Source organism: Propionibacterium australiense, assembly GCF_003666605.1.
GTDB classification, from domain to species: domain Bacteria; phylum Actinomycetota; class Actinomycetes; order Propionibacteriales; family Propionibacteriaceae; genus Propionibacterium; species Propionibacterium australiense.
Window position 1 is genome coordinate 1 of the sequence record NZ_RCIV01000020.1, and the last position, 21153, is coordinate 21153.

Genomic DNA, 21153 nt, shown 5'->3' on the forward strand with positions numbered 1-21153 from the left:
TTAAGCCTTCCAGCGCCGATGGTACTGCACGCGCCAGCGTGTGGGAGAGTAGGAAACCGCCGCACACAACCCTTCAATGGTGCCCCCGCCAGTGATCGTGGCGGGGGCACCACCACTTAACACGGGGTCCCCGGAGAGGCCAACAATCCGACCGGGGACACATTCTTTCAGCAGGGAGGGCCCGCCCCGTCGGGGGCGGGCCCTCCCGTTTGCATACCCGCTTTTCCTGGGCCACCACAACTCACCACACACCGTCCTCCTTCCGTTCCTCCTTTTCTCTTTCCCATCCTTTTCCCCTTCGGGGCGCCCATCCCGCCGACCGGCGCGAGCAGACCCAGCCGACCTGTCTCCGTCCTTCGGGCGGGCCGGTCATGCGGTGCAGGCCCTCGTCACAGCTGGCTGCCGTGGCAGGCCCTCGCGGTCAACGGGTCTGTCGTTGAGCGGGTAAGCTTGCCCGAGGCAGTGATCCATTGCCGTGTCATTCACAAAGGACCTTTGAATAGCGCGCAGTATCGCCGCCGGGGCAGGACGGAATCATGGACAACTCATCGGATCATCAGGGCTCCCGGGGTCCTTATCGGGGACGTGACGGCGGGCGCGGCCGGTCGCAGCAGGGTCGCGGACGTCACTTCGACCGCCGTTCAGGTGGGCAGGACCAGCGACGCGGGAGGGGCTTCGGTTCGGGGCGTGGCCGCAGCGGCTCCACGCCGCGTGACGACCGGGGTCCGCGCGGCGGTGGCTGGGACCGCCGGACCGATGACCGCTCCGAACGTGGCGGAAACGGCGGCTGGGGCAGCCGCTATGACACCAGCGATCGCCGTACGGGCTCCGGTGAGGGCCGGCAGGAACGTCGTGGCGGCGTTTCCTGGTCGGACAGGGGCCGGCGCCCTGCGCCGAGAAGTGGCAGAACAGGACGTGACGGGGATGAGGGCCGCGGGCACCGGTGGAATGACGGCGAGCGGCGGGCGACCCGGGGCGGTTGGAATGACCGACGGGACAGCGGTGCGCAGAGCAGCTGGAATGATCGCCGCGGCCAGGGTCCCGAGCGCGGCTCGGGCGGTGACGACCGCCGAGCCAGTCGTTCCCGTGACAGCTGGGGTGGTGGTCGTGGTGACAGCCGGCGCGAGGATCATCGCCGGGGCAACGGCCGCTGGGACGATCGAGGCCGAGACGACCGTGGTGGCCGCAGCGCCGGGCGTCGCTGGGATGATGACCGGCGTCAGGGCCGTAGTGGCTGGGGTGAGCGGCATGCTTCGGATGGGCGTGGTGGCCGGGACGATCGCCGCGGCGCTGTGGGCCGCTGGGACGATGACCGGCGTCAGGGCCGTGCCGGCCGTGGTGGCCCCGGTGGGAGCAGGCGCGAGGACCCTCGCCGGGACGCTCGTCGGTGGTACGACGAGGGCGACCGGCGCGGCGGAGCCGGCCGCGATGCGCGCCGCGAGTTCGCCGACGGGCAGGGCAGACGTGACCGGGGAGCCCGGAGCCGATACGGCGCTGGGTCTCGTGATGATGGGCGCCGTGATGATGCTCGTCCGGGCCGCTCCGGGCGCCAGCAGTGGGATGGCCGGCGCACCGACGGGAACAGGCGCCATGACGATGACCGCTCACGCCGGGACGACCGAGTACCGAACCCGGGCCCAGGACGTCCCGAGAACGAACCGGAGGTGAGTCTCGACTTCGACGAACGCCTCCTGTCGGCGCCGGTGCGCGCTGAACTGCGGGGACTGCCGCTGGAACTCGCCCGCGAGGTGATGGCGCATCTCATCGCCGCCGGTGAACTGATCGAGGAGGACCCCGAACTGGCCAACCGGCATGCCCAGGCCGCCCGGCGCCGTGCCGCACGGCTGCCCATCGTCCGCGAGGCCGCGGCCGAGACGGCCTATGCGGCGGGGGACTACGCGACGGCGCTCACCGAGTACCGTGCCGTCGCCCGCATGACCGGCAACGACGAGTACCTGCCCGTCATCGCCGACTGCGAGCGAGCGATCGGGCGTCACGACAATGCGCTGCGCACCATCCGCCAGGGGCACGAGGCGCGCCTGGACGCCACGCAGCGTGCCGAGCTGGTCCTCGTCGAGGCCGGCTTGCGTCACGACATGGGCCAGGACGAGGAGGCCCTGCGTGTCCTGCGGCAGGCCATCGAGAACAAGACCGGCAGGGCCGGCTCGCAGGCCCGGCTGCGCTACGCCTACGCCGACCTGCTCGCCGCCGGCGGCGACACCGGCCAAGCCATCACCTGGTTCACCGCTGCCGGACGTCTCGACAGGGCGCACGAGCTCGACGTCGCCGAGCGCCTGGAGGCCCTGGGCGCCGAGGTCCCCGATGACTTCCGGGCGTCCATCGACGAGACCGACGAGGACCTGTACGTCGAGGAGCAGGAGATCGAACCTGCCCAGAACGAGGGAACCGCGGGGGGAGCCGACGACGAGCTCGGCGAGGGCGTCGTCACCACTGGCGCCGATGCCCCGGCCGGCGCGGCACCCGAGCCGGCCGATGCCATACCGGGCAAATCTCCAGGCGAGAGGATCCCGGACGAAGGGGCGGACGCCCCGGCGCCCGGCCAGGATCCCGCGGGTTCTCCCGCCGACGGCCCGGCTGCCGACTCACTGGCAACCGACGATGAACCGGCCGCCGCTGACACGGGGGACGAGGCCGCCCGCGGCGATGCGGTCGAGGCCTCGTCCTCGGTGGGGCCCGGTCCCGAGGATTCCCAGAACAGCCGCAGAGCCGAGACCGAGGAGGACAACAAGTGAGCGGGGAACTGCTGTGCGGCCGGTACGATGCCGCGCTCTTCGACCTGGACGGTGTCATCTACCTGGGGCCGCGGGCCGTCGAGGGCGCCCCCGAGGGCGTCGAGGGGCTGCGCGCCGAGGGCGTCACGGTGGGTTTCGTCACCAACAACGCCGCACGCACCCCTCAGACAGTGGCCGATCACCTGGTGAGCCTGGGGATCGACTGCGGGCTCGCCGACGTCGTCACGAGCGCCCAGGCCTCGGCCCGCATGCTCGCCGAGGCGCTGCCTGGCGGCGCCCGGGTGCTCATCTGCGGTACCCCGGCGCTGGCGGCCGAGATCGAGGCCGTCGGACTCAGCCCGGTGTGGAGCAGGCAGGACGACCCGGTCGCCGTCATCCAGGGCTACGACCCCGAGATGACCTGGCCGCGCGTCACCGACGCCGCGCACGCCGTGCAGGGCGGCGCCCGCTGGTACGCCACCAATCCCGACATGACCCGCCCGACCGACCTGGGGCTCGAACCGGGCCTGGGCACCCAGATCGCCACGCTCCGGGTCTGCCTGGAACCCGGTGCCGAACCTGAGATGGCGGGCAAGCCGTTCCCGCCCCTGCTGCGCGAGACCGTCCGCAGGTTGTCGGCGGAGCACCCGGTCTTCGTCGGCGACCGGCTCGACACCGACATCGAGGGCGCCTTCAACGCCGGGATGGACTCGCTGTTCGTGTTCACCGGCGCCCACGGCATGCGGGACCTTTTCGCCGCCGGTCCCAGGTGGCGCCCCACCCATGTGGGCTACGACATCAGGGCGCTGCTGAAACCGATCCGCAACGTCGAGATGAGCGGCGACACGGCCCGGTGCGGCGCCGCCGTCGCCCGCCTCGACGGCCCCACTGATCCCTCCGGTCCTGCCGCCAGACGGGTCACGGTCAGCGGCCATGGGGCCGAGCGCGAGAGCCAGCTCGACGCGCTGTGGGCCGCGCTCCACCTGGCCTGGCAGCATGCTGATCGAACCAATGGGGCGGACCGGAGCCTCACGGCCGATCCGGGCCCGGTGATCGAGGCGCTTGACCTGCTGCACTGACCCTTCGGCCCACTCGCTCTCACTCCTCCCTCTCGGAAAAGAAGGGCAAGATCCCTCGACGGAACGCCATCGGAAAGCCAATTGAACATTGTTCAGGGTAGTCCGGTAGGATCATTGCGGCGTCGCCAGGGTGGCGCGCCTTCACGCACGCAGGAGTTCAGTGCCAATGACCACCAGCACCGAGAACCGCGCCCAGAGGCGCAGTGGTTTCGCCGCATCCGACCTGGCGCTCATCGCCGTCTTCGCCGCCCTCATCGCGGTCTTCGCCCTCATCCCGGCCCTCTTCACGGTCGGGGCCGTGCCGTTCGCGCTGCATCTCATCGTCGTCCTGCTGGCCCCCCTCGTGCTCGGCGCGGTGCGGGGGGCGGCGACGATGCTGCTCTACCTGCTCGTCGGCGTGGCGGGCCTGCCCGTGTTCAGCGGGGGATCATCCGGTCCGGCCGTTCTCATCGGCGCCACCGGCGGTTACCTCGTCGGCTGGGTCGTCGCAGCCCTCGCCTCCGGTGCGATCCGTACTGCTGCCGCGCGCCGTCGCCCCTCGAAGAAGGCCCTCACCGCCTGGCTCGTCGTCGCCGCACTCGTCGGCGTCCTCGTCATCCACGTCTTCGGCGTCGCCTGGTTCATGGCCTCCCCCAATCTGCGCATGAGCCCAGGGGCGGCCCTGCTCGCCACGGCCCCGTTCCTGCCGTTCGACGTCGTCAAGGCCGTCATCGCGGCCCTGCTCGCCGTCGCCGTGCTCTCGGCCTTCCCGCGGCTCATGCCCGCGAGCAGGTGAGGGCCGGATGATCGAGTACCGCGGGGTCGGCGTCACCGTCGAGGGTTACGACATCGACGGTGACCCGGTGACCACGCAGATCCTGCGCGGGATCACGCTGACCCTGCCGGAGCGCCGGATCGCCGTCATCGGGGCGAACGGCTCGGGCAAGTCCACCCTGCTCAAGCTCGTCAACGGGCTCGTGAGGGCCACCGCCGGGCAGGTGCTCGTCGAGGGGCTCGACCCGGCCGAGAACGGCCGGGCCGTGCGCCGCCGGGTGGGGCACGTGTTCACCGATCCCGGCGCGCAGCTGGTCATGGCGACGCCCCTGGAGGAGATCGAGCTGAGCCTGCGCGCGAGTGTCAAGGGCCGCGCCGAACGCCGGTCCCGGGCTCTGGCCGTGCTCGAGGCGCACGGCCTCGCCCACCTGGCGAACCGTTCCGTCCACACCCTCTCGGGCGGAGAACGTCAGCTCGTCGCGCTCACCGCCGTGCTGGCCGTCGAACCCTCCATCGTCATCGCCGACGAGCCGACGACGCTGCTCGACCTGCGCAACCGGATCCTCCTGGGGCGGGCCTTCGACGCCCTGGACCAGCAGCTCGTCTGCTCCACTCACGACCTGGACCTGGCCGCCGACATGGACCGGGCGCTGCTCATCGACGCCGGCCGGGTGATCGCCGACGGCCCACCGGACGAGATCATCGCCCGTTACCGCGCCCAGATGACCGCGGACCCCGAGCAGGGGAGCGCGCGGCAGTGAGACTCGAGAACTATCTGGGCGCCTACCGCGCCGGGCACTCGCTCATGCACCGGACGCCGGTGGCGGTGAAGTACCTGCTGCTCGTCGTGTTCGGCGTCGTGCCCTTCTTCGCCGGGCGCTGGCCGGTCTCGGTGGCGGCCGCCGTCGCATCCGGGCTCGTCCTCGTGCTCGGCGCCGGGCGGCATCCGCGCGAGCTCAACCCGATGCTGGGCGTCATCGTCATGAACGTGCTCATCCTCGTCTACGACAGCATCTTCCTCAGCTGGCGCAACGGCGTCGTCTTCTGCGCCGGCATGCTCTCGTGCCTGTGGCTGGCGCGCATGCTCACCGGCACGACACCGGCCTCGGTGCTCATGGACGCGCTGGCCGCGCTGGCCCGCCCGTTCCGCGTCCTCGGGGCCAGGCCCGAGAAGTTCGCCCTCACCATCGCGATCATGTGGAACGCGGTGCCCGGCCTGCTGCTCACCGTGCGCCAGGTCCGCGACGCCGCCCGCGCGCGGGGCATCGAGCGCGCCGGCTGGCGGCTCGTCACCCCGATCGTCATCGGTGCCGTGGGGCGCGCCCTGGAGATGGGCGAGGCCCTGCACGCCCGAGGCCTGGCCGACGAGGAGGAGCCGGCCAGGCCTCGGAGGTGAACCGTGTTCAGTTGTCGTGCGGTGCCGTTCAGCGGTGCCGGCGCGTGTACCAGATGCCGACGCCCCCGCCGGCCAGGAGCAGCACGCCGACGCTGCCCAGAGCCAGGGCCAGCAGGGAGTTGCGCGAGGACCCGGACGAGGCCGATGCGCTGCTGGAGGCCTTCGCCGTCGAGGCCGAGGGCGAGGCGGTGAGCGACTCCTCGTAGGTCTGGTAGTTCGGGGCCGGCAGGATCTCGCCGACCGTCTGCACGTAGAGCTGGTAGGAGAACTCCGATCCGGCCAGGGTCTCGTCGTCGGACATGGCGACGGTCACCGTGTAGGCGCCGGCCTGGGCGCTGGAGGAGGCGCTGTCCATGTCATAGGTCGCGGGCTTGGTGACCTGTGACATCTCTGCGGTGCAGCCATCGCTCCTGACCTCGCAGGGTGCCTTGGTTCGTTTGCGGCCGGCACCGGTGATGATGTTCGTGCTCACGAGCGGCTCGTGGTTGGTCTTGTCGAGCTCGTCGAGCTTCTTCCCCTGCTCGCCGCCGGTGGGCATGACGCTCACGCTGCTCGAGATCGACTGGCCCCAGCCGACGGGGACGCTGAAGGTCTGCACCTCGCCGGGCACGATGGTGCTCTGGTAGAGCTTGTTCTGCTCGATGCTCGTCGCCGAGGCGAGTGAGCTGCCGCCCTGGATCTGGGTGGGGCTGCCGCCGAACTTGCTCGTCGTGTCCTGGAAGTCGCCCTCGTCGGCGGTCTCGGCCGCGGCGGCCTGGGCGTTGACGTCGCCGACGCGCGGCCACTCGCCGATCTTGAGCTGGAGCGTGCGGTCACCGGTGAGGTCGAAGTTCTGCAGGTCGACCTTGAGGATCATCTGCTCGGCATCGCGGCAGTCCTCGCTGTAGTCATTGCCGGTCGCCATGGCGCCGGAGAGGAAATAGGGCTCGGGGTAGGTCGAACCCGCGTAGTCGCCGTCACCCGACGTGCACGTCTTGTTACCGGTGAGCAGCTCAGTGCTCATGATCTTCGTGTACTCGATTTCCTGCTCGTGGGCCGTGCTCGTCACGAGCACCGAGGCGCTGATGTCGGTCTGTTTGGCGCTGCGCTTCACCACGTAGTAGCGGGTGAGGGTGTCGGAATCGTTGCCGGTGGCCGGGACGGTGTCCTTCCAGTAGCCCGGGGTGAGCGTGGGGGCGCTGCCGGCGTTGGAGGTGCCGGTGACGGAGGTGCCGTCGTAGTCGAAGGGGCGCACGTCGCGGTCGGTGGCCGACTGCTGGAGGGCCCTGGTGAGGTCCTCGGTGTTGTCGGCGTCGTAGTACTTGCCCTTGCCCTTGTCGGCGATGCACTGCAGCTGCTCGCGCGTCGTCGCGTCGACCGACAGGCCCACGACGTCGATCGTCAGGTCGACGCCGGAGGAGGCCAGGGACTCAGCGGTGGGGCAGGGATCGCCGCAGGTGGACTCGCCGTCCGAGACGAGGACGATGGAGCGCTTGCCGCTGCTGCCCAGGTCCTTGCCGGCCTCCTCCAGGGCCTTGGGGATGGGCGTCCAGCCGTAGGGGGAGTAGTGGCCGATGGCCGAGATGAGCTCGGCCTGGTTGTTCTGGGCGAGGTCGACGACCCGCTGGGTGTCGTCGCAGGCCTCGGCGGGCATCGGCTCGGTGCCCTCGACGGTGGCGCCGAGCACGCGCATGCCGACCCGGGCGTTGGTGGGCAGCGAGTTCACCAGCGAGGTCAGCGACTTGCGGGCCGAGTCGATCTTGGGGGTGCCGGTGCCGTCATCGGCCGCCATCGAACCCGAGGCGTCGAGGACGAGCATCATGCTCGTCGTGCCCGGGTCGGCGACCGCGACCGGAAGCGTCGTTGCCGCCGGGGCGGCGACCATCGCCAGCGCGGTGAGAGCGACGAGGGGATGTCGCAGTCTGGGGTTCATTCTTCTTCCTTCGGGTGGGTGCAACAGAGAACTGCAAATAGCACTTTGCTATTGCAAAGCTCTCATGTCGGGGCAGGACCTGTCAACCTTACCGGTGCTGTGGGATACTGAACCGGTTATGGGAGAGATCTTCGCCGGACGCTACGAACTCGTGGACCTGCTCGGGACAGGTGGCATGGGTGACGTCTGGCGCATCTGGGACCATCGGGACGGCGGCTACCGGGCCGGGAAGGTGCTCCGCCAGTCCGACTCGACCTCGCTGCTGCGGTTCATGCGCGAGGCCCGCTGGCGCTTCGACCACCCGCATCTCCTCGCGCCGAGCGGCTGGGCCGGCGAGGATGACCGCATCATCTTCGCCATGCCGCTCGTGCACGGCGGCTCCGCGGCCGGGTTGCTGCGCGACTACGGCCCGCTGCCGCAGACCTGGGTGCTGCCGGCCATCGGCCAGCTCCTCGAGGCCCTCCACGTCATCCACTCCGCCGGGCTCGTCCACCGCGACGTGAAACCGGCCAACATCCTGCTGCGCCCGGGCACCGTGCCCGACATCGTCCTGTCCGACTTCGGGACCGCCGCACCCATCGCCGAGCCCCGCCTGACCCGGGTGACCCAGGTCATCGGCACGCCCGGCTACATGTCGCCCGAGGCCCGCTACGGCGCCGACCCCGAACCCGCCCAGGACCTCTACGCGGTGGGCATCCTCCTCATCGAACTGCTGACCGGTGCCCGCCCCGGCCAGGACGAGCCGGCCCAGGTGCCGCCCCGGTTCGCCGGCACCCCGCTGGGCAACGTCATCGCGCATCTGATCGCCGATGTCCCCGCCAGGGTCACCAGCGCCGCCCAGGCATGGCGGGAACTTGCCGCCGTCGTTCCCGAACCCCAGATCGGTGAGCCCGTCGAGGTCTTCGACCAGATCGAGCCCCTGCCGGCCGGCTGGGGTCCCCAGGGGCCGCTGGGGACCGGCCCCCAAGACACCGGCCTGCCGAGTTCCCCGAGCCCGGGCGGCCTGGACGAGTTCTACGCGCCGCCCCCGGCCAGGGCCGAGTCGGGACAGGCGCTGGGCCAGGAGCAGTTCGGCCCCTCACCCGGATGGGCTCCGGCCTCCCATCAGGAACCGGTTCCCTTCCAGGAGCCGGCGCCCTTCCAGGAGGCTGCGCCGGCCCATCCCGCGGCACCCCTTCCCGCACCGGCCAACCCGGGGCCTGAGGTGGTGCCAGTGTGCGCCCCGCCGACACCGGCCACGGTCCCAGCCCACGCCGCGTCCAGCACGAAACCGGGCAAGGCGCAGATCGCCCCGGTGATCGTCGTCGCCGGCGGGGTGCTGTGCATCCTGGCCGCGATCATCGTGGCCCTGTGAGGCGGTTGCACCGGGATGCACCCGGCCTCGTTGTGCTTTGCTGCAAATTACCATTAGGATGACCGCATGGCCGGTCCCGAGGAAGTCCGCACGCAGGAGGAAGTCCGCGCGCAACAGGCCGCCCTCTACGGGGCGCCGCTGTCCGAGGTCATCGGCCAGTGCGGGGCGACGCTGGGGCTGAACCAGGCCGGGCTGGCCAGGCTGCTGGGCATCTCGGCGCCCATGCTCTCCCAGCTCGTCAACGCCCGCCGCATCAAGATCGCGAACCCGGTTGCCGCCGCCCGCCTGACCCGCATGGTGACGCTGGCCTCCGACGTGCGCGAGGGGCGTCTCACCGTCGCCGCCGCCCTCGGACAGCTGGAGGCCGACAACGCCGCGGAGATCTCCGCGACGACACTGACCACGCAGCTGCACCGGACGACGGCCAGCCAGGTGCAGGAACTCTTCCGCGCCACCGCCTCCGCCTCGGACTACCTGCGGGCCGCCGAGCTCGTCCGTCCGCTCAGCGCCGAGATCGCCGAGCTGCTCCAGGTCTTCGGCGCCGAGCGCCTCGACCGGGCGGATGCCTTCGTCCGGGCCAGAGGGCTCGGCTGACCACCGGCCGGGCCGCACCGGCCTCTTGGGAGCTCCCGGCCCGGTGACCTAGGCTCTGCGCCATGAGTGAACTCCCGCAGGACACCCCCGCAGACCAGGGCGAGGGGGCGCCCGAACCCGGGAACCCCGCCGGCCGGCAGCCCCCGGTGACCGGGAACCGGCTCGTCGACGAGGTGCTCGCCGGGCTGGGGGACCTCGACGAGTTGCCCGTCGGCGAACGCCTGGAGCGGCTGACCGCCGCCCAGCAGGGCCTCGCGGAGATCCTCGACGGCACCCGGGCCCAGCTGCCCCCGCACGGCGAGCAGGCATGAGCGAGCACCCCGCCCGGAGCAGGCTCGACCGGGAGCTCCCGGCCCGCGGACTGGCCAGGTCGCGCTCCCAGGCGACCGAGCTGATCCGGTCCGGCCGCGTGCGCGTCGGCGGCGCCGTCGTCACGAAGACATCGACGCCGGTCGGCCCCGGCGACCAGATCCAGGTCGAGACCGACCCGTGGGTCTCCCGCGCCGCCCACAAGCTCCTCGGCGCCCTCGACGAGTCCGGCGTGCCAGTGGGCGCCCGGGTGCTCGACGCCGGCGCCTCCACCGGCGGGTTCACCCAGGTGCTCCTGTCCCGCGGGGCTCGCCAGGTCTACGCGGTCGACGTCGGTCACGACCAGCTCGCCTGGCAGCTGCGCACCGATCCGCGCGTCCGCGATCTGGAGGGCGTCAACCTGCGTGAGCTCACACTCGGCCACGTCGACGGGCAGCCGGTCGACATGGCCGTCGGGGACGTCTCGTTCATCTCGCTGCGCCTCGTCATCGCGCCCATCCTCGGCGTGCTCAGCCCCGACGCGACGGCGCTGCTCCTGGTCAAACCCCAGTTCGAGGTGGGCCGCCAGCGGCTCGGCGCCCATGGCGTGGTGACCCGCGAGGCCGACCGCGAGTGGGCCGTCCACCAGGTCCTCGACGAGGCCGCCCGGCTGGGCTGGGACTGCTTCTGGCAGGCGCCGAGCCGGCTGCCCGGACCGGCCGGCAGCATCGAGTTCTTCATCGGGCTGCGCCGGGCCCGGTGAGCCGCCGCGGGCGGTGGATTGTCCGGGGCCGGTGGCAGTGGCGATCGCTAGGCTTGCCAGCGTGGAAGAAACTCGTTGCGTCGCCGTCGTCATCCATCCGACCCGCCAGGAGGCGGTCGCCAGCGCGGTCGAGTTCATCGAGGGGATGCACCGGCACGGCATCGCGTGCATGGTCGAGGCCACCCACCTCGACGAGGTCCGCGCCCGGCTTCCCGAGGTCGGCGTCACCCCGCTGTCCATCGACTCCCAGGTCGAGCTCATCGCCGTCTTCGGGGGCGACGGCTCCATCCTGCGCGCCTCCGAGTGGGCGCTGCCGCGCGGCATCCCGCTGCTCGGCGTGAACCTCGGCCACGTCGGATTCCTCGCCGAGCTCGAGGCCTCCGAGATCGGCGAACTCATCGAGAAGGTCGCTGCCCGCGACTACATGATCGAGAAACGCCTCACCCTGCGGGTGCGTGTCTTCGACGCCGACGGCGCCACGCTGTGGACCTCCTTCGCCGTCAACGAGGTGAGCACCGAGAAGGCCTCGCGACGCCGGATGGCCGACCTCATGGTCCTCATCGACGGGCGGCCGCTCTCGCGCTGGGCCTGCGACGGCGTGCTCGTCGCCTCCGCATCCGGCTCCACCGCCTACGGCTTCAGCGCCGGGGGCCCCGTCATCTGGCCGAACACCGAGGCCTTCGAGGTCGTCCCCATCGCGGCCCACGCCCTCTTCTCGCAGGCCTGCGTCGTCGCCCCGAGCTCCCAGGTGGAGCTCCAGCTGCTGGGCGATCTGACGTCCTCGGCCATCGTCTGGTGCGACGGGCGGCGCAGCTTCGAGCTGCGGCCCGGCTACTCGATCGTCGTCGAACGCCACCCGCAGGACCTGCAGATCGCCCGCCTGGCCGAGCAGCCCTTCACCACCCGGCTCGTCAAGAAGTTCGGCCTCGACGTCGAGGGCTGGCGGGCCCCCAGACGCCAGGGGGACTGACGTGCTCACCAGCCTGCGCATCTCCTCGCTCGGCGTCATCGACTCCTCCGAGATCGAGCCGGCCCCCGGCCTCACCGCCGTCACCGGTGAGACCGGGGCCGGCAAGACGATGATCGTCACCGGCCTCGGCCTGCTGCTCGGCGAACGCGCCACGGCAGGGGTCGTACGGCGCGGCGCCGACCGCGCGCAGGTCGAGGGCGTCTTCACCGGCGTCGAGTCCGTCGCAGGCCGTCTCGCCGAGCTCGGCGCCGAGACCGACGACGGCGAGCTCATCGTCGCCCGCAGGGTCTTCGGCGGTACCGGCCGATCCCGGGCCTGGCTGGGCGGGGCGCCCGCGCCCCTGGGCGCCGTCGGCCGGATCACCGGCGAGCTCGCCACCATCCACGGGCAGTCCGAACAGCTCCGCCTCGGCACCCCGGAACGCCAGCGCGAGGTGCTCGACGCGGCCGGCGGGGCCGAACTGGCCCAGCTGCTCCAGGACTACCGCGCGGTCTTCGAGGAGCGTCGGCGGGTCATCGCCGAACTCGACGAGCGCGTCCGGCACGCCCGCGAACGCGCTCAGGAACGCGATCTGCTCGCCTTCGGCCTCGACGAGATCTCGGCCGTCGACCCGCAGCCGGGCGAGGACGCCCGGCTCGCCGCCCAGGCCGAACGTCTCCAGGGGCTCGATGATCTGCGCATGCTCGCCGAGAGCGCCGGCCACGCCCTGTCGGGAGCGGCCGACGGCGACGCCGACGACCCCGGCGCGCTCGGGCTCGTCGGCGAGGCACGCCGGCAGGTGCGCCGGATGGCCGATGCCGACGCCCAGGCCGAGCCGCTGGCCGCCCAGCTCGACCAGCTCGCGATCCTCGTCCAGGAGGCCGCCGTCGACCTGGCCGGCTACCTGGCCGACCTCGACGCCGATCCCGGCCGGCTCGAGGCCATCACCTCGCGGCGGGCGGCCCTGGCCGCCCTCACCCGCAAGTACGGCGCCGACACCGACGAGGTGCTCGCCTGGGCCGCCGACGCCCGCGAGCGCCTGGCCGACCTGTCCGGCGACGATGAGCGCATCGAGCAGCTGCGCGCCCGGCGCGCCGAACTCGACGCCCGGCTCACCGACCGGGCCGCCCGCCTCCACGCGCTGCGCGCCGAGGCGGCTGGTGCCCTCGCCGAGGCCACCGGCGCCGAGCTCGCCGCCCTGGCGATGCCCCATGCGCGGCTCGTGTTCGACATCGAACCGCTGCCCGAACTCGGCCCGCACGGCGGCGACCAGGTGCGCCTGCTGTTCAGCGCCAACCCCGGCACGGCCCCGGCGCCGCTCGCCAGGGTGGCCTCCGGCGGTGAGCTCTCCCGGGTCCGCCTGGCCCTCGAGGTCGTCCTGGCCGGCGGCGCGCAGGGCCACACCTTCGTCTTCGACGAGGTCGACGCCGGCGTCGGCGGCCGGGTCGCCACCGAGATCGGCCGCCGGCTCAAGCGCCTGGCCGCACACTCGCAGGTCATCGTCGTCACCCACCTCGCGCAGGTGGCGGCCTTCGCCGACACGCACCTGGTGGTCGCCAAGTCGACCGACGGCCAGGTCACCAGCTCCGACGTGCACCGCGTCGAGGGCGCCGACCGTGAGGCCGAGATCGCCAGGCTCATGGCCGGGACGGTCTCGGACACCGCCCTGCGGCACGCCCGCGAACTCCTCGCGCAGGCCGCCCAGGGCTGAGGGGGCGCCGGGCCCGGCACGCGGGACGCACGGGAGATCGAGCGGGTGGCCCGCGCCATGGGCCTGCGCCGCGCCCGGCACGCGTGGCGCACGGATTCTCCCAGCAAGGCCGCCGCCCCCGCGCGCCGTGAGGGCGCCTGCACGCGCAGTCAGGTCCCGGTGCACGCCGGAAACCCAGACGCTCTGGCCATACAACAAGGGGACTGGAAGTCAGGTCCCAGCATCCCCGGGAAGCCGCGGGGTGGGGCCTCGCCGCGTATCAGTGGCTCGTGCTGCCTCAGCTCACGGCAGCAGTGCCGTTCTCCGCGGCCTCGCCGCGTATCAGTGGCTCGTCCCGGTCCCGGAGGGCGCCCCGTGTGGGCGACCGGATCCGTTGTCGCCTATGCTGGAGGCCCGTGGGGAACGCCAAGCAGACAAAGCACATCTTCGTTACGGGAGGCGTCGCCTCCTCTCTCGGCAAGGGCCTGACGGCCTCCAGCCTCGGCAGTCTTCTCGTGGCGCGCGGGCTGTCGGTGACGATGCAGAAACTCGACCCGTACCTCAACGTCGATCCCGGGACGATGAACCCGTTCCAGCACGGCGAGGTCTTCGTCACCGACGACGGCGCCGAGACCGACCTCGACATCGGCCACTACGAGCGTTTCCTGGGGCGCTCCCTGTCGGCCCGCGCCAATGTGACGACCGGGCAGGTGTACTCGGCGGTCATCGCCAAGGAGCGCCGCGGCGACTACCTGGGCGAGTGCGTGCAGGTCATCCCGCACATCACCGACGAGATCAAGCGCCGCATGCTGGACGTCGCGCAGCCGGGCGACGACGTCGTGATCCACGAGATCGGCGGCACCGTCGGCGACATCGAGTCCCAGCCCTTCCTCGAGGCGGCCCGCCAGGTCCGCCACGACATCGGCCGTGAGAACACCTTCTACATCCACGTCTCGCTCGTGCCCTACATCGGCCCGAGCCACGAGCTGAAGACGAAGCCGACCCAGCACTCGGTCGCCGCGCTGCGCAGCGTCGGCATCCAGCCCGACGCCCTCGTCTGCCGCTCCGCGATGGACCTGCCCGAGGCCATCAAGCGCAAGATCGCCTTCAGCTGCGACGTCGACGCCGGCGGTGTCGTGGCCTGCCCGGACGCCCCCAGCATCTACGCCATCCCGAAGGTGCTCCACCACGAGGGCCTGGACGCCTACGTCGTGCGCATCCTCAACCTGCCCTTCCACGACGTGGACTGGACCTCCTGGGACGATCTGCTGGCCCGCGTCAACCGCCCCAGCGAGGAGGTCACCGTCGCGCTGGTCGGCAAGTACATCGACCTGCCGGACGCCTATCTGTCCGTCGTCGAGGCCATCCGCGCCGGCGGCTTCGCCAACTGGGCCCGGGTGCGGATCCGCTGGGTGGCCTCAGACGACTGCGAGACCGAGGAGGGCGCCGCCGACCGGCTCGGTGACGTCGACGGCGTCGTCATCCCCGGGGGCTTCGGCATCCGCGGCGTCGAGGGCAAGCTCGGCGCCATCAGGTACGCCCGCGAGAAGAAGATCCCGGTCCTCGGCCTGTGCCTCGGCCTGCAGTGCATGGTCATCGAGGTGGCCCGCGACGTGGCCGGCATCACCGACGCCGCCTCCAGCGAGTTCGACCCCGACACCCCCAACCCGGTCATCGCCACGATGGCCGAGCAGCGCTCCATCGTCTCCGGGGAGGGCGACATGGGCGGCTCGATGCGGCTCGGCGCCTACCCCGCCGAACTCGAGCCCGGCTCGATCGTCGCCGGCCTGTACGGCACGACGAAGGTCTCCGAACGCCACCGGCACCGCTACGAGGTGAACAACGCCTACCGCGAGCAGCTCGAGGCGGCCGGCCTCGTCTTCTCGGGCCTGTCCCCGGACCGCAAGCTCGTGGAGTTCATCGAGCTGCCGGCCGACCAGCACCCCTTCTTCGTGGCCACCCAGGCCCATCCCGAGTTCACCTCGCGCCCGACGAGCGCGAACCCGCTGTTCACCGGCCTCGTCCAGGCCGCCATCGAGCGTCACCGGGCCACCCACCGCACGGCCCCGGACACGGGGGAGCAGCAGTGAGCGGGCTCGTCGACCGGGCCGAGCACTGGCCGATCCTCAGCCACGAGGTGCAGGCCGTCGGCAGGGTGTGCTCCTTCATCGAGGACGAGGTGCGCCTGCCCGACGGCAGCACGATGAGACGCCAGTGGGTCACCCACCCCGGCGCCGTCGCCATCATGGCCCTCGACGAGCGGCAGCGGGTGGCCGTCGTGCACCAGTACCGGCACCCGGTGGGGGCCCGGCTCGTCGAACCGCCGGCCGGTCTGCTCGACGTCGCGGACGAGGACCCGCTCGCCGCGGCAAGGCGGGAACTGGCCGAGGAGGCCATGCTGTCCGCCGACGACTGGCGCGTGCTCGTCGACCCGTACACGTCTCCCGGCGGCCTGCAGGAGTCCATCCGCGTCTACCTGGCGCGCGGCCTGCACCAGGTCCCGCGCCCCGAGAACTTCGTCGTCGAGGCGGAGGAGATCGACATGGGGATCAGCTGGAAGGCCCTCGACGAACTCGTCGAGGACGTCTACGCGGGACGCATCCACAACCCGTCGATGATCTACGGCACCCTCGCGCTGGCCCTCGCCATCGCCCAGGACCGCCTGGACTCGCTGCGCCCGGCGGACGCGCCGTGGCCGGCGCGGGACAACCAGGCCGCCCGTGACGCGGAGATCGGCGAACTTGGCTGAGCCCGCCGGGTCGGACGCGCTCCGGGACTGGGTCGAGGGCTACCTCGACCATCTCGGCGTGGAACGCGGCCTGGCGGCCAACACCATCGCCGCCTACCGCCGTGACCTGGACCGCTACACCGGCTATCTGCGGGCCAGGGGGATCACCGGGCCGGGGCAGGTGACCCCGGCCGTGCTCGCCGACTACGAGCAGGCCCTGTCCGCCGGCGACGAGGAGTACCGGCCGCTTGCGGCGTCGAGCGTGGCCCGCGCCGTCGTGGCCGTGCGCAGCCTGCACGGCTTCGCGGCGGCCGAGGGCTTGGTCGCCGAGGACCTCTCGGCGGTGATCCGCCCGCCCAAGCCGGCCAGGAGACTGCCGCGCACCCTCACCACCGACCAGGTGGCCGCCCTCATCGACTCCGTCGAACGCGAGACCCCCGTCGGTCTGCGCGACGCCGCGCTGCTGGAGCTCCTGTACGGCACCGGGGCGCGCATCAGCGAGGCGCTGGCCTGGGACGTCGACGACCTCACCCGCGTCCTCGACGACCCCGCCGCCGGGCTGCGCGTCGTCGGCAAGGGCAACAAGCAGCGTGTCGTGCCGCTCGGCGGCTACGCCCGCCAGGCCGTCGACGCCTGGCTGGTGCGCGGCCGCCCCGCCCTGGCGGCCAGAGCGCGCGAGGCGAGCCCGGCGCTGCTGCTCAACACCCGCGGGGCCAGGCTCAGCCGCCAGAGCGCCTGGGAGGTCCTGCAGACCCGGGCCCGGGCGGCCGGCATCACCACCCAGATCGGCCCGCACTCCCTGCGCCACTCCTTCGCCACCCACCTGCTCGAGGGCGGCGCCGATGTGCGGGTCGTCCAAGAACTGCTCGGCCACGCCTCGGTGACGACCACCCAGATCTACACCGAGGTCACCGCCCAGCACCTGCGGGAGGTCTACGCCAGCGCGCACCCGCGGGCGCGCTGAGGGGCGATGCACGGCATCGTGACCGGACTCGAGGCCGCCGACGAATTCCCGATCGAGGATGCCCCACGCGACCTCATTTTCCGATGACGGGGCCCCACAGACGGTGAACAGGGGCAGGGGAACTCGCGGGCAACGCATGGCAGCACGGGCCGGTCGCGGGCGTCCATGCACCATCATCGGGGTCGAGGCCGGGTGCGCAGCAGCGAGTGCTGCCCTCGGGCCCCGCCAGGACGACCGCATGATCCGACGCGGTCCAGAAAGATGAGGACGTGATGGAACGACTCTCCAAGGCAACACTGTCAGCCGCCAACGCCGACGGCGTCACCCTGCCGCCGAGCGGCTGGGACACCCAGCGCACCGGCATCGTGCACATGGGCATCGGCGCCTTCCACCGCGCCCACCAGGCCGTCTACACCCAGGACGCGTTCGCGGCCACCGGCGACGACCGGTGGGGCATCTGCGGCGTCACCCAGCGCTCCGACAGGGTCAGGCGCCAGCTCGCCGGGCAGGACGGGCTCTACGGGGTGCTCGAACGGGCCGTCGACCACACCGGGGTGCGTGTCGTCGGCCAGGTGCGCGAGGTGCTCTTCCCCGCCGAGCAGAACGCCGAGCTCATGGCCCGCATCGCGGACCCGGCCACCCGGGTCATCACGCTGACCGTCACCGAGAAGGGCTACCGCCGCGACGGCCAGGGGGGTCTCGACCTGACCGACCCGGCCGTCGCCGCCGACCTGGCCGGCGGGGAACCGGCCAGCGCCATCGGCCGTCTCGTCCGCGGCCTGCAGGCCCGCCAGCGCGCCGGGGCCGAGCCCATCACCGTCGTCTGCTGCGACAACCTCGCGAGCAACGGGCGCGTCCTCAAGCGCCTCGTCGACGACTTCTGCGCCGCGCTCGGCGACGACGAGCTCACCGCCTGGATCGCCTCGAAGGTCTCCTTCCCCTGCACCATGGTCGACCGCATCGCCCCGGCCACCACCGACGCCGACCGCGCCATGGGCGAGCAGATCCTCGGCCTGCACGACGAGGGCCTGGTCACCGCCGAGCTCTTCAAGCAGTGGGTCATCGAGGACGACTTCGTCGCCGAGCGCCCCGCCTGGGAGCAGGCCGGCGCCCAGCTGACCGACGACGTCGAGCCCTTCGAGAACATGAAGCTGCGGATCCTCAACGGCACGCACTCCACGCTCGCCTACGCCGGCGCCCTGCGCGGCTACCCGACGATCACCCGCACCATGGCCGACCCCGAGCTCGCCGAGCTCGCCAGCGGGCTCATCACCGAGGACGTCATCCCCGTGCTGGAGTGCCCGCCCGGCGAGGATCTGCCCGCCTACGGCGCCGAGGTGCTCAAGCGCTTCTCCAACCCGGCCCTGGCCCACAAGACCACCCAGATCGCCATGGACGGCTCGCAGAAGATTCCGCTGCGCCTGCTCAGCACGATCCGCGACAACCTGGCCGCCGGGCGCAACCCGGCCCACGCCATCACCGGCGTCGCCGCGTGGATGGCCTACCTCGCCACCCCCGAGGCCAACGGCCTGGCCCTGCCCATCGACGACCCGATGGCCGATCGGCTGGCCGTCGTCCGCGGCTCGAAGGACCCCCGAGGCATCGTCGGGGCCCTCATGGGCATCGAGGACATCTTCGGCACGGACCTGCCCGGCAACACCGCGGTGCACGACCAGCTGGTGGACGCCGTCACGGCGCTGCTGCCCTGATCCGCTGAGCGCGGCCCGCACCACTCGCCGAATCCACGTGCCCCCGCCCGGCAGCAGCCGGCGGGGCACGTGTGGTTACGGCCCCGGCCCGAACGGACCCGAGACACGGGCTCGCGGTGTCCGGCGGGACCTGTCCCTGCACCAAGGGCAGGAAGCCCTGCTGCATGGTGCCCGGTCCATGCCAGCAGGGCTTGTCCATCGGTGTCGCCGTCGCCGGTCTTTGAGAAGGCCGCCTCGTGCCGGCGGGGGACTCGTCGGCTGCTCGGCGCGGGCGCCCATGGCCCCGCGCCCTCGGCGCCGGGGACGCAGGCAGGCCCCGGCCCCTGGGGAGGGGCCGGGGCCTGCCGTGGCGGGAGCCCTGCGGTGCGGTCAGTCGATGGTGACCTGCTCGCTCTCGCCGGCGCTGATGCGCTCACGCTCGGGCTGCGGCTCGACACGGGCCAGCAGCTCGGCGCGGCGGGACCGCTCGATCCGGGCGAGGGCGAGCGACAGCACCAGGGCCGCGGCGGCGACACCCACCGCGACCAGAGCCGCGACGTGGAAACCGGCAGCAGTGGCCGAGGCCATCGAGGCGCCGCCGGACAGCCGGCCGGCCTGGACGCCGGACAGGATGCCCATGAACAGCGAGGAACCGATGCAGCCGGCCACCTGGAAGGCGGTCGAGACGATCGTCGTGCCGTGGGAGTACATCGGCTTCTCGAGGCTGGCCAGCGCGAAGGTCTGGGCCGGGCCCATCGTGAAGGCCGTGCCGGCGATGACCGGTGCGTAGCAGGCCATGATCTGCCAGGAGCCGGCGCCCTCGCCGAGCGTCGACAGGGCGACGGTGAAGGCGGTGACGACGACCAGGGCGATCGGCAGCGAGACGCGCAGGCCGTGTCGGTCGTACAGCCTGCCGGCGACCGGGGCCAGGACGCACGACAGGATGCAGGCGGGCAGCAGCGTGAGGGCCGCGCTGAAGGCCGAGAAGCCCAGGGCGCTCTGCATGAACATCGGCAGCACGATGTTCATGGAGAACACGATCATGAGTGTCAGGAAGATGACGCACAGGCCGAGGGTGAAGCCCTTGTTGCCGAACGGGCGCAGGTCGATGAGCGGCTCGGCGATCCGGCCCTGGCGGACCACGAAGGCGGCCAGGGCCGCGGCGCCGGCGACCAGGCAGGCGATGGCGAGGACGGCGGGTCCGGCGAAGATCGTCGAGATGCCGTAGAGGATGCCGATGAGGGCCAGCGAGATGAGCGTGGTCGACAGGGTGTCCAGCCTCGGGCTGGTGATCTCGGCCTCGTCGCCGACGCTGACGAAGGCGATGGCCCAGGCCACCGCGATGAGCACGCCGAAGCAGATGAAGAGCGTGTGCCAGTTGCCGAACTGGAGGATGGAGCCGGCGATGATCGGCCCGAAGGCCGGGCCGAGGGTGGTCATGGCCGAGACGATGCCCATGTTGGTGCCGAGCTTCTCGCGGGGCGAGACGGCCAGCGTCAGGTTCATGCCGATCGGCACGATCATGCCGGTGCCCAGGGCCTGTACGATGCGGGCCGCGAGCACGAGGACGAAGCTCGGGGCGATGGCGCCGATGACGGTGCCGCCCAGCAGCAGGCTCAGGGCGAGCATGAGCAGGCTGTGGGTGCGCACCGAGCGGTACAGGAAGCCGGTGACCGGCACCATGATCGCGGCGGCCAGCATGTAGGCGGTCGTGACCCACTGGATGGTGCCCGAGCCGACCCGCAGGTCGTTCATCATCGGGGTCAGCGCCACGTTGAGGAAGGTCTCGTTGAAGGTGGCGAGGAAGGTCGTGTAGGCCACGACGAAGATCACCGCGCCAATGCTGCGGCTCTTGCGGGAGGACATTCGGCGAACAACTCTTTCTGCGTGCTCTTCGCACGCGGGAGCGCACACAGTCCACCCGGGACATGATCCCGGTACGGATCCGGCGCGCGACGGTGTGCTTGACGAACAGCGACTCGCTCATGGCCGCGCAGACGGCCGCAGCGTGCTGCTCAGGAGGACGGCTCGCCGAGCGGCGGGCCGGTGGTCTCGAGTCGAGGCGCCGCACCGTGTCAATCACATGTGCGGTGTCCTCGGACGGAATGGACGTTAACACGCGTGTCCGAGCGCTCGTAAGCCAAGATGGCAACCGCCTGCAATTGACTGCAACCAGTCCTGCAATCGTGGTTGCAGGGCTGGATGGGCAACCTCGGCCTGCCAGCTGCCTGCCTGCTGACTAGGTGAGGCCTTCCTCGCAACT

The 21153-nt window shown here is 71.8% G+C and carries 18 protein-coding genes; 16 read left to right on the plus strand and 2 right to left on the minus strand.

The features are described 5' to 3' along the window. Nucleotides 1-984 precede the first annotated feature (984 nt). From D9T14_RS11300 to D9T14_RS11325, 6 genes are all read left to right on the plus strand, one after another. Complete coding sequence (locus tag D9T14_RS11300) at nucleotides 985-1668, plus strand: hypothetical protein (RefSeq protein ID WP_126464277.1); 684 nt, start codon at nucleotides 985-987, stop codon at nucleotides 1666-1668. After that, nucleotides 1665-2753, plus strand: a complete 1089-nt coding sequence (locus tag D9T14_RS11305; protein WP_119162399.1) for a tetratricopeptide repeat protein — start codon at nucleotides 1665-1667, stop codon at nucleotides 2751-2753. The genes D9T14_RS11300 and D9T14_RS11305 overlap by 4 nt, the downstream gene beginning before the upstream one ends. Continuing rightward, the gene (locus D9T14_RS11310) at nucleotides 2750-3811 is read left to right on the plus strand and encodes an HAD-IIA family hydrolase (RefSeq protein WP_119162398.1); all 1062 of its coding nucleotides are present in this window, start codon (nucleotides 2750-2752) and stop codon (nucleotides 3809-3811) included. Before D9T14_RS11305 ends, D9T14_RS11310 begins: the two co-directional genes overlap by 4 nt. 166 nt (nucleotides 3812-3977) lie before the next feature. Continuing rightward, nucleotides 3978-4586, plus strand: coding sequence for a biotin transporter BioY (locus D9T14_RS11315; protein ID WP_119162397.1), 609 nt, complete (start codon nucleotides 3978-3980; stop codon nucleotides 4584-4586). 7 nt (nucleotides 4587-4593) lie between these two features. Further along, nucleotides 4594-5325 carry an energy-coupling factor ABC transporter ATP-binding protein gene (locus D9T14_RS11320; RefSeq protein ID WP_119162396.1) on the plus strand — a complete coding sequence of 244 codons (732 nt, stop codon included), beginning with the start codon at nucleotides 4594-4596 and terminating at the stop codon, nucleotides 5323-5325. Between the two features lie 44 nt (nucleotides 5326-5369). Beyond that, the gene (locus tag D9T14_RS11325) at nucleotides 5370-5960 is read left to right on the plus strand and encodes a CbiQ family ECF transporter T component (protein WP_119162405.1); all 591 of its coding nucleotides are present in this window, start codon (nucleotides 5370-5372) and stop codon (nucleotides 5958-5960) included. Nucleotides 5961-5988: 28 nt separating this feature from the next. Here D9T14_RS11325 and D9T14_RS11330 read toward each other — a convergent pair whose 3' ends face one another. After that, nucleotides 5989-7872: a vWA domain-containing protein gene (locus tag D9T14_RS11330; RefSeq protein WP_119162395.1), complete on the minus strand. Its 1884-nt coding sequence runs from the start codon at nucleotides 7870-7872 to the stop codon at nucleotides 5989-5991. A gap of 118 nt (nucleotides 7873-7990) precedes the next feature. Between D9T14_RS11330 and D9T14_RS11335 the strand changes: the two genes are divergently transcribed. The 10 genes from D9T14_RS11335 (at nucleotide 7991) to D9T14_RS11380 (ending at nucleotide 18911) form a co-directional block, all read left to right on the plus strand. Beyond that, nucleotides 7991-9226, plus strand: a complete 1236-nt coding sequence (locus D9T14_RS11335) for a serine/threonine-protein kinase (RefSeq protein WP_119162394.1) — start codon at nucleotides 7991-7993, stop codon at nucleotides 9224-9226. Between the two features lie 66 nt (nucleotides 9227-9292). Further along, complete coding sequence (locus D9T14_RS11340; RefSeq protein ID WP_119162393.1) at nucleotides 9293-9820, plus strand: DNA-binding protein; 528 nt, start codon at nucleotides 9293-9295, stop codon at nucleotides 9818-9820. A 62-nt stretch (nucleotides 9821-9882) separates the two neighbouring features. After that, nucleotides 9883-10131, plus strand: a complete 249-nt coding sequence (locus tag D9T14_RS11345; protein ID WP_119162392.1) for a hypothetical protein — start codon at nucleotides 9883-9885, stop codon at nucleotides 10129-10131. Continuing rightward, the gene (locus D9T14_RS11350; RefSeq protein ID WP_119162391.1) at nucleotides 10128-10871 is read left to right on the plus strand and encodes a TlyA family RNA methyltransferase; all 744 of its coding nucleotides are present in this window, start codon (nucleotides 10128-10130) and stop codon (nucleotides 10869-10871) included. Before D9T14_RS11345 ends, D9T14_RS11350 begins: the two co-directional genes overlap by 4 nt. Before the next feature lie 61 nt (nucleotides 10872-10932). Then, entirely contained in the window at nucleotides 10933-11841 is a 909-nt protein-coding gene (locus D9T14_RS11355; RefSeq protein WP_119162390.1) for an NAD kinase, read from the plus strand. 1 nt (nucleotide 11842) lies between these two features. After that, on the plus strand, nucleotides 11843-13531 hold the full coding sequence (gene recN, locus D9T14_RS11360) for a DNA repair protein RecN (protein WP_119162389.1): 1689 nt from the start codon (nucleotides 11843-11845) through the stop codon (nucleotides 13529-13531). A gap of 395 nt (nucleotides 13532-13926) precedes the next feature. After that, nucleotides 13927-15600: a CTP synthase gene (gene pyrG, locus D9T14_RS11365; RefSeq protein WP_119162388.1), complete on the plus strand. Its 1674-nt coding sequence runs from the start codon at nucleotides 13927-13929 to the stop codon at nucleotides 15598-15600. Continuing rightward, a complete protein-coding gene (locus D9T14_RS11370) occupies nucleotides 15597-16259 on the plus strand; it encodes an NUDIX domain-containing protein (RefSeq protein WP_119162387.1) in 663 nt (220 codons plus the stop codon). Before pyrG ends, D9T14_RS11370 begins: the two co-directional genes overlap by 4 nt. After that, nucleotides 16252-17202 carry a site-specific tyrosine recombinase XerD gene (locus D9T14_RS11375; protein ID WP_197720588.1) on the plus strand — a complete coding sequence of 317 codons (951 nt, stop codon included), beginning with the start codon at nucleotides 16252-16254 and terminating at the stop codon, nucleotides 17200-17202. The genes D9T14_RS11370 and D9T14_RS11375 overlap by 8 nt, the downstream gene beginning before the upstream one ends. 272 nt (nucleotides 17203-17474) lie before the next feature. Further along, nucleotides 17475-18911, plus strand: a complete 1437-nt coding sequence (locus D9T14_RS11380) for a mannitol dehydrogenase family protein (RefSeq protein ID WP_119162385.1) — start codon at nucleotides 17475-17477, stop codon at nucleotides 18909-18911. A 369-nt stretch (nucleotides 18912-19280) separates the two neighbouring features. Here the strand turns inward: D9T14_RS11380 and D9T14_RS11385 are convergent, their stop codons facing one another. Beyond that, on the minus strand, nucleotides 19281-20756 hold the full coding sequence (locus D9T14_RS11385; protein WP_119162384.1) for an MFS transporter: 1476 nt from the start codon (nucleotides 20754-20756) through the stop codon (nucleotides 19281-19283). Between the last annotated feature and the right edge of the window lie 397 nt (nucleotides 20757-21153).

Coding starts and splice junctions, on each gene's coding strand:
- D9T14_RS11380 (WP_119162385.1), top strand. CDS start 17,475: ATGGAACGACTCTCCAAGGCAACACTGTCAGCCGCCAACGCCGACGGC.
- D9T14_RS11315 (WP_119162397.1), top strand. CDS start 3,978: ATGACCACCAGCACCGAGAACCGCGCCCAGAGGCGCAGTGGTTTCGCC.
- D9T14_RS11300 (WP_126464277.1), top strand. CDS start 985: ATGACCGACGGGACAGCGGTGCGCAGAGCAGCTGGAATGATCGCCGCG.
- D9T14_RS11345 (WP_119162392.1), top strand. CDS start 9,883: ATGAGTGAACTCCCGCAGGACACCCCCGCAGACCAGGGCGAGGGGGCG.
- D9T14_RS11335 (WP_119162394.1), top strand. CDS start 7,991: ATGGGAGAGATCTTCGCCGGACGCTACGAACTCGTGGACCTGCTCGGG.
- D9T14_RS11320 (WP_119162396.1), top strand. CDS start 4,594: ATGATCGAGTACCGCGGGGTCGGCGTCACCGTCGAGGGTTACGACATC.
- D9T14_RS11330 (WP_119162395.1), bottom strand. CDS start 7,872: ATGAACCCCAGACTGCGACATCCCCTCGTCGCTCTCACCGCGCTGGCG.
- D9T14_RS11340 (WP_119162393.1), top strand. CDS start 9,293: ATGGCCGGTCCCGAGGAAGTCCGCACGCAGGAGGAAGTCCGCGCGCAA.
- D9T14_RS11325 (WP_119162405.1), top strand. CDS start 5,370: ATGCACCGGACGCCGGTGGCGGTGAAGTACCTGCTGCTCGTCGTGTTC.
- D9T14_RS11385 (WP_119162384.1), bottom strand. CDS start 20,756: ATGTCCTCCCGCAAGAGCCGCAGCATTGGCGCGGTGATCTTCGTCGTG.
- D9T14_RS11350 (WP_119162391.1), top strand. CDS start 10,128: ATGAGCGAGCACCCCGCCCGGAGCAGGCTCGACCGGGAGCTCCCGGCC.